The sequence below is a fragment of the Pelagibius sp. genome, assembly GCF_028281305.1.
In the GTDB taxonomy this organism is placed as follows: domain Bacteria; phylum Pseudomonadota; class Alphaproteobacteria; order Kiloniellales; family Kiloniellaceae; genus Pelagibius.
The window spans coordinates 1-13,512 of the sequence record NZ_JANQKD010000107.1 but is presented as its reverse complement, the minus strand read 5'-3'; the positions used below and the strand labels follow the sequence as shown (position 1 = coordinate 13,512).

General features: G+C 66.7%; 9 protein-coding genes. 3 read left to right on the top strand and 6 right to left on the bottom strand.

What is annotated here, in order from left to right; translation table 11 throughout:
- Positions 1-13: 13 nt before the first annotated feature.
- From Q0982_RS20010 to Q0982_RS19995, 4 genes are all read right to left on the bottom strand, one after another.
- Positions 14-952, bottom strand: a complete 939-nt coding sequence (locus Q0982_RS20010) for a DMT family transporter (protein ID WP_299398931.1) — start codon at positions 950-952, stop codon at positions 14-16.
- A gap of 90 nt (positions 953-1,042) precedes the next feature.
- On the bottom strand, positions 1,043-1,840 hold the full coding sequence (locus Q0982_RS20005) for a ferritin-like domain-containing protein (RefSeq protein ID WP_299398929.1): 798 nt from the start codon (positions 1,838-1,840) through the stop codon (positions 1,043-1,045).
- A gap of 111 nt (positions 1,841-1,951) precedes the next feature.
- A complete protein-coding gene (gene bcp / locus Q0982_RS20000) occupies positions 1,952-2,413 on the bottom strand; it encodes a thioredoxin-dependent thiol peroxidase (RefSeq protein WP_299398926.1) in 462 nt (153 codons plus the stop codon).
- Between the two features lie 147 nt (positions 2,414-2,560).
- On the bottom strand, positions 2,561-5,566 hold the full coding sequence (locus Q0982_RS19995) for a bifunctional [glutamine synthetase] adenylyltransferase/[glutamine synthetase]-adenylyl-L-tyrosine phosphorylase (RefSeq protein WP_299398925.1): 3,006 nt from the start codon (positions 5,564-5,566) through the stop codon (positions 2,561-2,563).
- 223 nt (positions 5,567-5,789) lie between these two features.
- Between Q0982_RS19995 and Q0982_RS19990 the strand changes: the two genes are divergently transcribed.
- Positions 5,790-9,206, top strand: coding sequence for a DUF3971 domain-containing protein (locus tag Q0982_RS19990; RefSeq protein WP_299398922.1), 3,417 nt, complete (start codon positions 5,790-5,792; stop codon positions 9,204-9,206).
- A 12-nt stretch (positions 9,207-9,218) separates the two neighbouring features.
- Here the strand turns inward: Q0982_RS19990 and tyrS are convergent, their stop codons facing one another.
- Positions 9,219-10,472: a tyrosine--tRNA ligase gene (gene tyrS / locus Q0982_RS19985; protein WP_299398920.1), complete on the bottom strand. Its 1,254-nt coding sequence runs from the start codon at positions 10,470-10,472 to the stop codon at positions 9,219-9,221.
- A 196-nt stretch (positions 10,473-10,668) separates the two neighbouring features.
- Here tyrS and Q0982_RS19980 point away from each other — a divergent pair, with 196 nt between their 5' ends.
- A complete protein-coding gene (locus tag Q0982_RS19980; protein WP_322097076.1) occupies positions 10,669-11,799 on the top strand; it encodes an anhydro-N-acetylmuramic acid kinase in 1,131 nt (376 codons plus the stop codon).
- Between the two features lie 61 nt (positions 11,800-11,860).
- On the opposite strand, the gene Q0982_RS19975 is transcribed toward Q0982_RS19980, so the two are convergent.
- The gene (locus Q0982_RS19975) at positions 11,861-12,526 is read right to left on the bottom strand and encodes an alpha/beta hydrolase (RefSeq protein ID WP_299398917.1); all 666 of its coding nucleotides are present in this window, start codon (positions 12,524-12,526) and stop codon (positions 11,861-11,863) included.
- Between the two features lie 325 nt (positions 12,527-12,851).
- Here Q0982_RS19975 and cysE point away from each other — a divergent pair.
- Positions 12,852-13,512: serine O-acetyltransferase (gene cysE / locus Q0982_RS19970; RefSeq protein ID WP_299398915.1), on the top strand; the 661-nt coding region annotated here is incomplete at its 3' end.

Here is a 13,512-nt window from a genome sequence, read left to right as displayed (position 1 = left end):
GCGGCAAGGGCCCCTAGGTTCCCGCCTTCCGGGTCGCCAGATAGATCCCCGGCAGCACCAGGATCGCTCCGAGCAGATGGTAGAGCTGCAGGGTCTCGCCCAGGATCACAAAGGCCAAGACTCCGTTATAGAGCGGGATCAGGTACATCAGCAGGCTGGTGGGGCCGGCGCCCAGGCTGCGTTGCACCAGGGCATAGACCTGATAGGCGCCGAAGGAGGCGAAGACCGCCAGGAAGGCGACGATGAGAAAGCTGGTGGTTGTCAGGGGCGGCAGGTCGCCGGAGAGACCTTCGGCGACCGTGAAAGGCAGCAGAATGAGAATACCGCCGCCGCTGATCGCCGCGAAGCGGGCCATGAGCGGCAGGGCCGAGGGCCGGTGGCGCAGCATGACGGAATACACCGCCCAGGCGGTCATTGCGGCCAGGGTCCAGAGGTCGCCGGGTGAGAACTCGAGATTGGCCAGAACGCTGAGATCGCCGCGGCCGATGATGGCCAGAACGCCGGTCAGCGAGAGCGCAATCCCGAGGGCCTGCAGCGGCGATACGCGCTCGCCATAGACGAAGCGCGCGATCAGGACGATGAGGATCGGGGAGGCAGCATAGATGAGGCCGATGTTGGTGGCGGTCGTAGTGTCGGCGGCGATGTAGACGAAGGCCCCGCAGACGCCCATGCCGAGCGCGCCGAGGATCAGCAGGTCCCGCCACTCCCGCAGGATGGCGGCGCGATGCTGCCAGAGCGCTGCGGCGGTAAACGGCATCAGCAGCGCCAGGGTGCAGGTCCAGCGCCAGAAGGCCAGGGCGATGGGTGGGAAAAGATCGTGGGTGGCCCGTGCCGTCAGCATGTTGGAGGCGAAGAGCGCCGGGGCGATGAACAGCAGGACAAAGGCCAGCTGTCGTTCGCTGAGCCCCAGCAGCCGCGGGGCCGGCTGCGCCTTGCTGTCTTCGCTTGCCATGACCCTGCCAGCCCTAGCCGGTTCGGCTTTCGCGGTCAAACGCAGCCGCGGCAGGGCTGTCATGCAGAATTGGGGGGCGCGCCAGGAGTGCTAGAGTTCCGCCAGTGCGGTGTAGAAATCGGGCGGCAGGTTGGCCTGCTGGCGCGCGTCCTCGTTGAAGGGCGGCTTAAGCTGGCCCTTGAAGTGCCGGCGGACCAGGTCTTGCCACGTCCGGCGGGGATCGACGCCATCGCGCTGACAGAGATGGTCGAACCAGCGCTTGCCAATGGCGACGTGGCCGACTTCGTCGCGGTAGATGACGTCCAGCACCCCGGCGCTGCGATGATCGTCGACGGCCTCCAGCTTCGCGATCATGGCAGGGGTCACGTCCAGGCCGCGCGCCTCCAGCACCAGGGGCACCACGGCGAGGCGCGCGAGCAGGTCGCCGGCGGTGTCTTCGGCGGCCTGCCAGAGACCGTCGTGCGCGGGCAGATCGCCATACGCGCCGCCCAGTTCGTCCAGCCGCTCCTCGAGCAGCAGGAAGTGCTTCGCTTCCTCCTCCGCCACCCGCAGCCAGTCGTCATGGAAGGCATTGGGCAGGCCTTGCTCGGGGAAGCGGGCGAGAATATCGCAGGCCAGGTCGATGGCGTTCAGTTCGATATGGGCAAGGGCGTGCAGCAGCGCGAAACGCCCGGCGGTGCCGCGGTTGATCTTGCGCTTGGGCATGTCGCCGGGGCGCTTCAACTGCGGTCTCTCGGGGCGTGCGGGACGCGCCGGCGGGCGGGTGTCGCCAAGGCTGCCGATGCGCCCCTCTGCCCAGTCCGCCGCCATGGTGCGCGCGCGCTCCGCCTTGCCGGCGGGATCCGCATCCGTCAGCACGGCGACCGCCCGGGCCGTCAGCGTATTCATCAGGCTAGGCGTCCTTTGAGGTGGGCAGGGGCATAGGCCCCATCGATAGCTCGACACCGGCCCGTCGGCAACGGCCTTGCCAACATCCTCCGGCGCCCGTGAGCCCGGTGGTCAGAGCGCCTGCGCCGCCTCCAGCACCGCATCGACGTGGCCCGGCACTTTGACCTTGCGCCATTCGCCGCGGACAACGCCTTTCTCGTCGATCAGGAAGGTGGCGCGCTCGATGCCCATGTACTTTTTGCCGTACATGGACTTCTCGACCCAGGTGCCATAGGCCTCGCAGACGTTGCCGTCTTCATCGGAGGCGAGGGTGAAGGGCAAATGGTGCTTGGCCTTGAACTTGTCGTGCTTGGCCACGCTGTCCTTGGAGACGCCGATAACGACGGCATCGAGCTTTGAGAAGTCCGGAAAGGCATCGCGAAAACCGCAGGCCTCCTTGGTGCAGCCCGGCGTGTCGTCCTTGGGATAGAAGTAGAGCACCACCTTCTGGTCCTTCAGATCCTTCAGCGCGACGCTGCCGCCGCCATCCGTGGCCATCTTGAAGTTTGGCGCCTTCTTTCCGACTTCGACCATTCGCAGAATCCTCCTGAGTGTGGGCTGAGTGTGGGCTGAGTTTTGGCTGAGTGCAGGTCCGACCGATTGCATCTTCGGCGCCTAAAGATCGTGCGATGAACCGCTAGGTCAAGACCCCTGGTGCAAAGGCCGATGCCGGTTTGGTTCTCAGGGAACAATTGCCCTGTCCGGCTCTTTCAAGGCCGGGGGGGCGGGATGATCGATGGTCTCGACGAAGACCTGGTGCAACCAGGAGAGGGTCGTCACAAGGCAATCGCGCAGGGCTGTGAAGGAGTCCATCCCGGCGCTGGCGGCCAGGGCGTCCTGCAGGGCCGGGGAAAGGCTGTCGGCATCGAAAGCCGGCCCGACGGTCAGGCGCAAGGCCTCCTGAACCTGGCGCAGAAAGCGGGTCGCCTCGATCAGTTGCGCGGCGAGCCCGGCGTCCAGCACGCCCGTTTCGGCCAGATTGGCAAAGGCCTGCTGGGTCGCGGTCGCCAATACCTCCGGATGCTTGGCGGCCTCCCGCAATTGCAGGTACTGGGCCAGGAACTCGGCGTCGATCAGGCCGCCGGCGGCATACTTGACGCTCCAGATGGACTTTGCCGGATGTTCCTTGTGCAGGCGCCGGCGCATCGCCGCCACGTCGGCCAGCAGCGCGTCCGGGTCGCGCGGGCGGGTCAGGATGTGGTGCAGGCTCGCCGTCACCTTTTGGCAGAAGTCCTCCGGTCCCGCCACCACGCGGGCCCGCGTCAGGGCCATATGCTCCCAGGTCCAGGCCTGCTCGGCGTAGTAGCGCCTGAAGCCGGACAGCGAAGTTGCGATCGGTCCCGCATTGCCGGAGGGGCGCAGCCGCATGTCGATTTCATAGAGCGTGCCCTCGGCGGTCTGCGCCGTCACCGCGTTGATCAGACGCTGGGCCAGCCGCGCATAGTAGCGCGGTGGGTCGAGGGGTTTGGGCCCGCCCGACTGGCCGTCCTCCGGCGGCAGTTCGTAGAGCAGAATGAGGTCGAGGTCGGAGGAGACGGTCATCTCCCGCCCGCCCATCTTGCCCATCGCGATCACCGCGAGGCTGGAACCGGACAGATAGCCGTGGTTGCGGGCCAGGTCGTCCATGACCGGCTGGTAGAGCGCCCTCAGCGCCGCGCCGGCGATGTCGCTGAGGGCGCGCCCGCTGTCGTCGACCGTGCCCTTGTGCCTGAGAATGTGGACACCCACCTGGAACCGCCGGTCGTTGGCCCAGCGACGGGTCAGGTCCAGCACGTCCTGCAGGTCCTGGGCATCGGTCAACGCTTCGCGCAGTTCGTGGTCCAGGGTCTCGGCATCGGGCAGCGGGTCGAAGAAGTCGCCGGCCAGGACGGCTTCCAGAAGCGAGGGGCGGCGGGCCAACCGGTCGGCCAGCATCGGGGCCGACCCCATGACCTCGGCGACCAGTTCCAGAAGCCGAGGATTGTTACTCAGCAGCGAGAAAATCTGCACCCCGGCCGGCAGGCCGGCCAGGAGGCTGTCAAACTTCACCAGCGCCTGATCGGGTTCGCGGGTCTTGGCCAGGAGGTCCAGGACCGTCGGCACCAGTTCGGTGAGCAGCTGGCGGCTGCGGGTCGAGCGGACTGCCCGGTAGCGTCCGTGGTGCCAGCCGCTGACCACGCTCCAGACCCGCCCGGGGTCTTCGAAGCCCAGGCTCTTGAGGGTCGCCAGGGTCTCCGGATCGGCCTCCCCGCCGGTGAAGACCAGGTTGCCCGGGCCTGACAGCGAGGGCGACTCCTCGAAGAGGTGGGCGTAGTGATCCTCCACCAGCCGCAGCCGCGCCAGGAGATCGTCGCGGAAGAGCCCGGGGTCCGGATACCCGAGAAAGACCGCCAGCCGGTCGACGGCCTCGTCGTCCTGGGGGATGCTGTGGGTCTGCTGATCCTCGACCATCTGCAGGCGGTGTTCGAGACGGCGCAGGAAACCATAGGCCTCGCAGAGGGCCTCTGCGGTCCCCCGATCCACATGTCCGCGCTCTGCCAGCGCTGCCAGAGCCTCCGTGGTGCGGGGGGTCCGCAGGCTGGGCTCCCGCCCGCCCCAGATGAGCTGCTGGGTCTGGGCAAAGAACTCGATTTCGCGAATGCCGCCGCGGCCCAGCTTCACGTTGTGGCCGTTGACCGCGATTACCGAACCGCCCTTGTGGGCGTTGATCTGCCGCTTGATCGAATGCACATCCTGAATGGCCCAGAAATCCAGGTGTTTGCGCCAGACAAAGGGGCGCAGTTCAGCCAGAAAGCGCTCGCCGAGTGCGATATCGCCGGCCACCGGCCGGGCCTTGATCATCGCAGCGCGTTCCCAGTTCTGACCCATGCTCTCGTAATAGGTCAGTGCCGCGTTGATGCGGATCGCCAGGGGCATGGCGCCCGGATCCGGTCGCAGGCGCAGATCGGTGCGGAACACGAAGCCCTCGGCGGTGCGCTCGTCGAGGGCGCGCAGCAGGTCGCGGGTCAGACGCACCATGCCCTGCTGAACGCCGCGGCTGTGGCGGTAGTCGATTTTCTCGGGATCGAAGATGACGATCAGGTCGATGTCGGAGGAGTAGTTGAGTTCCCGGGCGCCGAGTTTGCCCATGCCGAGCACCGTCAGGCCGCAGCTGGCGGTAAGGGCTTCCCCCCGTTCCCCCGGGCCAGGCTCGCCGACCTCCAGCTCGCCGCGCTGGATGGCGAGGGTTAACAGGCCACAAAGTGCGGCATCGATCGCGGTATCGGCGAGGTCGGAGAGCGCTTGGGTGACCGTTTCGACGTCCCAGAAGCCGGCCATGTCGGCATAGGCCACGGCGAAGGCGACCCGGCGCCTCTGCCGCCTGAGAATCCCCATCAATTCCGCTTGATCGGCACAGCCTGCGGCCTTGCTTTTGAGGTCTTCTAGCGCTTTCCTGAGGACCCAATGCGGCCCATGGTTTAAAACATCCGGCAGCAGCCCGATATCAGCGGTAAGGCATTGGCTGAGGAATGGCGAGTTTGCGAACACGGATTCGAGCAGGCGCGCACCGCCGGGGGCCCCATCAAGTTGGCTGAGGAAGTCCTGGTGGGCGGGATCCGCAGAGGCTTCCATCTGCGCGCGCCATCTCTCGAGCCATGCCTCGCCCAATGAGGGCTGCAGGGCGCCAGGCAGAGCCGATGGCTCTGGCAGATAAGGGAGTTTAACCATCTCACAACGCTCGCTAAGCGATCAGACTGCGGAAAGCGGTCCGGCCGGTCAAGGGCTGGCAGCGGCGCCCGAGTCCGTGGGGCGCTCCGAATCCGTGGCGGCGAGCAAGGCGCAGGACCCCGGGAAGGACTCCGGGAAGGACCCCGGGAAGGACTCCGGAAGTGACCCTGGGAAGAACCCCGGAACGCGGTCCGGGCGGCGGCCTTCGCGCCGTGGGCGGACTATGCGGCTCTGCGTCGAGGTATGCGGCGGCGTCATCGCCGCAGCGGTGCTTATCGTTGCGGTCGCGGTCTGGCGGTTGTCCGAGGGGCCGGTCCAGACAGGCTTTCTCACCCCTTACCTCGAGCGCGCGTTCAGCGAGGCGGGCGGCAACACGATTGAGATCGGTGAGACCTTTCTGGTCTGGGAAGACCGCTCTAGGGATCTTGTCCTGCATGCGGCCGACATTGCCGTGCGGGACCCGGACGGGCGGCGCATCGCCTCGCTGCCGGAGGTGGCCTTCGAACTGAGCAGCAGCGCCATGCTCCAGGGGACGGTGGCACCCCGGCAGATTGAAATCATCGCACCGCGAATCCGCCTGCTGCGGTCGGCGGAGGGTGGGATCAGCTTCGGCGGCGATGCCGGCACCCTCGAACTGCCGGACGGCACGCAGGGCGAAGTGGGAGACCTGGTCACTGACACCGGCCCCGGGTCGGCAGGCAATGACGAGGCCGTGGTGCTCGGCGGGATCATCCAAGAACTCCTGGCGGACCGCAGCACGGACAATCCGCTTTCCTTCCTCAACGAGGTGCGCATTCGCGACGGCCAGATCTTCGTGCGGGACGACCTGCTTGGGATCTCCTGGGCAGCGCCGGCGGCGGATATCTCGCTGCGGCGGGATATCGTCGGGCTTGCCGGCGACATTCGGCTGGGGTTTGTCGGCAATCGTGATCCGGCCACCCTCGATGCCGCCTTCCTGTTCGACAAGCGCGACCAGGTGGTCGACTTCGCGGCGGGCTTCTCGGACATCAGCCTGGAGTCCATGGCGGCCGTGATGCCGATCTTGGCGCCGGTGGGCGGCGTGACGTCGCGCATCAGCGGGTCTGTTGCGACCTCGGTCTCGCTGGACGGCACGCTGGGCCAGACCGGATTCGAAATCCGGGGCCTGGCCGGCACTTTGAAGATCCCGGGTGTCGAGATGGAGCCGCTGCCGGTGCGGGACCTGACCATGCGCGGGCGTTACGACGACGCCAGCCAGCGCTTCGATCTGGACGAGGCGCGGGTGAGCCTGGGCAGCGAGGATGCGGCCGGTCCCGTCCTCTCGCTCTCGGGTGTTTTCGATTACGAGCCGCAAACCGGCGGCGACTGGCTTATCGATGCCGAGGCCAAGCTGGAGGATGTGCCGCTGGCCGACCTTCCGCGCTACTGGCCCGAATCGGTGGCCGAGGGTGCACGGCCCTGGGTGACTGAGAACGTGACCGCCGGCAGGGTGAGCAGCGCAACGGCAAAGGTCGAGATCCAGGTTCCCGACGGTGACTTCGCTGCGGCGGATCTGGTCAATCTCAACGGCGATCTGCAATACCGGGGTCTGACGGTTCACTATCTTCGGCCGCTGCCCCCGATCGAGAGCATCGCGGGTACGGCCACCTTCGATGCGGAGAGCCTGCGCTTTGCCGTCGCTTCCGGTTCGCTGTTGTCGCTTGCCGTGGGTCAATCCACCGTGGAAATCACGGAGCTCGGCAAGGCCGATCCGCAGCGCGGAATCTATGAGCGGCTTTCCATCGAGACCAAGGCAGCGGGCGCTGTGGCCGACGCCCTGGCCATCGTCGATCACCCACGCCTGGCACTGCTTTCGAAGCTCGACATGTCGGCGGAGGGCAGCGGCGGCACCTTCTCGGCCGACCTGGGTTTCCAGTTCCCGCTGGCCAAGGCGCTCTCCTTTGACGATGTTGCGCTTCAGGTTGACGCCAGCATCACGGACGGCGCGCTGCGCAACGTTTTGCTCGGCGAGGACATGACCGATGGCCGTCTCAGTCTTCAGCTCGATTCCAATGGCATGGAGATCGCGGGCCCGCTGAAGCTCGGCGGCGTGCCTGTGAGTATGCGCTGGAAAGAGAGCTTCCTGGACGACCCCCAGGTGCGCACGGTGCTGGAAGCCGAGATTCCCCGCATCCTGGATGAAGAGCGCAAGCGTTTCGGGCTGGACATCGGCGACGTCGTGGTGGGCCCGATGTCCGCCAATGTCTCAGTGGTCTCCGCCGTAGAGGGGCTGTGGACGCTCGAAGTTGCGGCGGACCTTTCCGAGACGACTATGGCGCTGTCGGAAATCTCTTGGAGCAAGGATCCCGGAGTGGAGGCAAGCCTGCGCCTGGAGATCCCCCTGGACGACCGCGGACCCGTCGCCTTTCGCAACGTCGTTCTGCAGGCCGGCGATCTGGTTGCGCGTGGTCAGGCGCGGCCCGGTCCCGGTCGGCAAGGCATTGGTTGGGCGCGTTTCGACCGCCTCGCATTCGGCCGCACGGACCTGAAAAACGTTGTCTTCGAACAGGTGGACGGCAGCATTGCCGTTGAGGTGGAGAACGGCGTTCTGGACGTGCAGCCTTTTGTCGAAGAGGACGACGCGACCGATGCGCCCCAAGCGGCTGGCGAAGCTGAGCCGGTGCCAGAGGACGCTGCTGCGGAGAGCCCGCCGGAGTTCGTTCCCCTCTCGGTGCGTGCCCCGAACCTGGAGCGTTTGTACTTCTTCGACGATCGCCGCCTGGAGCAGGTCAATCTGGAACTGGTGCGCAGCCGCGGAGGCTGGGAGACCATCCGCCTCTCCGGCAGCATCCCGGAGCAGTACTGGTCGCCACGCGATGCCCCGGAGGAGCCGCCGGGTGAGCAGGCCGGGGGGCAGGCCGGGGGGCAGGCCGGGGGGCAGGCCGGGGGGCAGGCCGGGGATCAGGATGGCGCCGATCCGGCAGAGCCGCCCGTCACCCTGGACCGGCGGTATCTTCAGTTTTCCCTGGCGCCGGATGCCTCCAGCAACGGTCTGCGCCTTCTGGCCCGCAGCGACGATCTGGGCGCGCTTCTCAGGGCCACCAACATCACCGACACCATCGTCGGCGGCAGCATCCGGATCATCGGTTCGAGCGCCGGGCCGACGCCGACACACCCGATCAGCGCCAAGGTCGTGGCGCGCGACTTTGTGATGGTGAAGGCGCCGGCTCTGGCCAAGCTCCTGACCGTCGCCTCCTTCACCGGCGTTCTGGATATTCTGCGCGGCGACGGCATCGGATTTGACGGCATGGACGGCGAGTTCATCCTGGACGATGGCGTCGCGACCACGGAACTCATGCGCATCTACGGTCCGGCCCTGGGTCTGACGTCGAAAGGCAAGATCGACTTCGACAATGACGTCATCGATCTGACCGGCACGGTCGTGCCGGCCTATTCGGTGAACAGTTTTATCGGCAATATTCCTCTTCTCGGGCCGTTGCTGACAGGCGGCGAGGGCGAGGGGCTGATTGCCGTCGTCTATGGTGTCAAGGGCCGTGTGGAAGACCCTGAGGTCAGCGTCAATCCGCTTTCTGCGCTCACGCCCGGGTTCCTGCGCAACATCTTCAACGCGGGGCCGCGCTCCGACGATTTCCAGGCCGTCCCGGAGCGCATCGACCGCTAGCGGAGCGTCGGTTCAGATCACACGCAGCAGGACGTGCCGCTTCTTGCCCGCCGAGAGTTTGATCACGCCCTCGTCGTTGCGGTCCGCCAGGCTGACGTTCTGCAGCTCGTCCCGGATGGGAATGTCGTTCAGCCGGCCGCCGCCGCCCTTGATCAAGCGCCGCGCTTCGCCATTGCTGTTGGCGAGGCCGGCCCGGCGCAGCAGCTCGTAGGCCGGCACGCCGTCGCTGAGCTCGCCCTGGGGCACGTCGATGGAGGGCAGGCCTTCCGCACTGCGCCCTTCCTCGAAGGTCTGGCGCGCGGTTTCCGCCGCCTCGGCCGCTGCCGCGGCGCCGCGGCAAAGGGTGGTGGCCGCGTCGGCGAGGATCTTCTTGGCTTCGTTGATCTCCGAGCCGGCGAGCGCTTCCAGGCGTGCAATCTCGTTCAGCGGCAATTCGGTGAAGAGGCGCAGGAAGCGGCCGACGTCGCCGTCCTCGGTGTTGCGCCAGTATTGCCAGTAGTCGTAGTGCGACAGACGGTCTTCGTTCAGCCACACGGCCCCGGCGGCCGTCTTTCCCATCTTGGCGCCCGAGGCCGTGGTGATCAGCGGTGTGGTCAGCCCGAAGAGCGCGCGCTGGTCGATGCGCCGTCCCAGCTCCACGCCGTTGACGATGTTGCCCCACTGGTCGGAGCCGCCCATCTGCAGCGTGCAGTCGTGGCGCCGGCTCAGCTCCAGGAAGTCGTAGGCCTGGAGGATCATGTAGTTGAACTCCAGGAAGGTCAGCGGCTGCTCGCGATCCAGGCGCAGCTTGACGCTGTCGAAGGTGAGCATGCGGTTGATCGTGAAGTGCGGGCCGATGTCGCGCAGGAAGTCGATGTACTGCAGCCGGTCCAGCCAGTCCGCATTGTTAACCATGGCCGCCCCGGTCGCGCCGTCGTCGAAGCTCAGCAGGTTCTCGAAGGCGCGGCGGATGCCGGCGATGTTGGCGTCGATCTGCGCAGTGCTCAGCAACTGGCGTGACTCGTCCTTGCCAGAAGGGTCGCCCACCTTGGTGGTGCCGCCCCCCATGAGCACGATCGGCCGGTGGCCGGTCTTCTGAAGCCAGCGCAGCATCATGATCTGAACCAGCGAGCCGACATGCAGGCTGTCGGAGGTGGCATCGAAGCCGATATAGGCGGCCACGGACCCCTCCAGCGCGCGCTGGTCGAGCGCTTCCATATCGGTGCACTGGTGGATGAAGCCGCGTTCCTGAAGAACGCGGAGAAAGTCGGAACGGGGCGCCGTCATTGTGCTAACCAGAGTTTTGGGTGCTAACCAGGGTCTTGGCGTTATCGGGATCGTTACGGTTTCGGCTCTAGAGTGCCGCGTGGCCTTGCCGCGGGCGCAGGCATTTAACACAATCAGGGCGGTTTCACAATTTACCCGCAGCGCAGAGCTGAATTGCGGAGCTGCGGGGATGCAGAAGGACGGGGATCCCAAGGACATGGCTGCCACCACCGATCTTCCCTGGGCCCTGGGCCTGATGAGCGGGACCTCCCTGGACGGGATCGATGCCGCGCTGATCCGCAGCGATGGCCGGGTGGCGGTGACCAGCGGGCCGTCCCTGTCCTGGCCCTACGATGCCGGGATGCGCCGCAGTCTACGCTCCGTCCTCGGCGGGCAGGGCCCGGTGGCGGAGGTTGAGCGGGCGCTGACGCTGAAGCATGCGGAAGCGGTGCGGGCGCTGCTGAGCGAGGCCGGGCTTGGGCCGCGGGACGTCCGGGTCATCGGCTTTCACGGCCACACCATCCTGCATCGCCCGGAGGAAGGCAGAACCTGGCAGATCGGGGACGGGGCCCTTTTGGCGGAGGAAACCGGCATCGACGTGGTCTCCGACATGCGCAGCCGCGACGTCGCCCTGGGCGGCGAGGGGGCACCGCTGGCGCCGCTCTATCAGGCCGCCCTGGCGGCAGAATTGCCGCGCCCGCTGGCGGTGGTGAACATCGGCGGCGTCGGCAACGTCACCTGGATCGGCGCCGGCAACCCGGCAGCGGATGACGGGACGTCAAACGAGGCCCAGGTGAGCGCAGCCCAGGTGCTGGCCTTCGACACCGGGCCGGGAAACGCCCTCATCAACGACTGGGTCGAAGCCCATCTCGGCGAAGCGCTGGACCGCGACGGCGCGCTGGCCGGGGCGGGGCGAACGGACGAAGCGGTTCTGGCTGCGCTCATGGACAACCCTTACTTCGGCCGCCGCCCGCCGAAGTCCCTGGACCGCGACGATTTCTCGACGGCGCCGGCAAAGGGGCTGTCGCTGAAGGACGGTGCGGCGACGTTGACGGCCTTTACCGCCGCATCCATTGCCGCCTCCAGGGACTGGTTTCCGCAGCCGGTCGGGCGCTGGCTGATCACCGGTGGCGGGCGTCACAACCCGACCCTGATGGCCGCCTTGTCGGAGCGGCTTGGGGCCGCCGTGGACCCGGTCGAGGCGGTGGGCTGGCAGGGCGATGTGCTGGAGGCCCAGGCCTTTGCCTACCTGGCCCTGCGCTCGCTGGAAGGTCTGCCGCTGACGGTGCCGGGCACGACCGGTGTCAGCGAACCGGCCAGCGGCGGTGCGCTGCATATCGCCGCCTGACGGCGGCGGCGCCATACAGGGCCGCCTGACGGCGGCGGGTCCGGACAGGAAAAGGGAGCGGCTAACGGGCGGCCGACTTGGTTTCGTCGGCGGCCATGGCTTTGCCGAGGTAGTCGTTGACGTGGCTTTCCAGGACTTCCATCTCGTCCTGGAAGTAGTGGCCTGCGCCCGGCACAACACGGTAGTCGATGGTGATACCGCGCTGCGATGACAGCTTGGTCACCAGCTTGGAAACCGCAGTCTCCGGCACGACGTCGTCCTTGTCGCCCTGAACGATCAGGCCGGAGGAGGGGCAGGGCGCCAGGAAGCTGAAGTCGTACATGTTGGCCGGCGGGGCGACAGAGACGAAGCTGCTGATCTCCGGCCGGCGCATGAGCAGCTGCATGCCGATCCAGGCGCCGAAGGAGAAGCCGGCGATCCAGCAGGCCGCAGCGCTCTGGTTGTAACTCTGCAGCCAGTCGAGGGCCGATGCCGCATCGGAAAGCTCGCCCTCGCCCCGGTCGAAGCTGCCCTGCGACCGCCCGACGCCGCGGAAGTTGAAGCGCAGAACCGAGAAGCCTTGACGCACATAAGCGTGGAACAGGGTGTAGACCACCTTGTTGTTCATGGTCCCCCCGTGCTGGGGGTGGGGGTGCAGCATCAACGCGATCGGCGCATTGGGCTGCTTGCTGTGGTGGTAGCGTCCTTCAAGACGGCCTTCCGGCCCGTTGAAGATCACGTCAGGCATAGACCTCTGATTCCCTATCTTCTCACTCGGCACGCCGCAGGGTACGGCGGCTCGGTCGTTCTCGTCGCGGTAAAGCTGTCGTGGCGGGTCCGGGGGGACGTGCGGATAACCTTCCTAGCGCATCGGGTATTTATCGTCCTGAACCCCAACAGAATGCAGAAACCGTTGCGATTCGTTGATTTCCTTCCGGGTCAATACTTGACCAAAATACTCAGGCTTATTATGTTCCCGGTTGTTGCAGCATCTGGTCGGATCGGCGCATCATCTGCCCACCAGTCCGCACGAGGCGGCAAAGGGCCGCGATCATAGCACGATGGGCAAAGCCATGTTCAAGTCTCTCAGGTCCGAAATCGACGCGACGATGCAGCGCGATCCGGCGGCGCGGTCGCGCCTTGAGGTGGTGCTCTGCTACCCGGGATTCCAGGCCATCATGCTCTACCGCCTTTCCAGCGCTTGCTGGCGGCGGGGCTGGCACCTGATCGGCCGCTGGATTTCTGCGGTCGGGCGCATCCTGACCGGCATCGAGATCCACCCGGGGGCCACCATCGGCGACCGCTTCTTCATCGACCACGGCATGGGCGTCGTTGTCGGGGAGACCGCCGAGATCGGCGAGGACGTGACCCTCTATCAGGGCGTAACCCTGGGCGGCGTGTCGCCCAGCGTGGACAGCGACAGCCAGCGCAATACCAAGCGCCACCCCACCCTCCTCGACGGTGTGATCGTCGGTTCGGGGGCGCAGGTTCTGGGGCCCATCACGGTCGGCCGCTGCGCCCGGGTGGGCGCCAACGCCGTGGTCACCAAAGATGTGGCGGACTGTGCCACCGTGGTCGGCATTCCCGCACGGGCGGTGCAGACGCAGAAGGCGCCCGAGCCGGCCAAGGCCCCCTTCGTGGCTTACGGAACGCCCACCGGCAACATTCCCGATCCGGTCGCCCGTGCCCTCGACGGGCTGCTGGACGAGGTGCAGAGCCTGCGCGCAAGGGTGA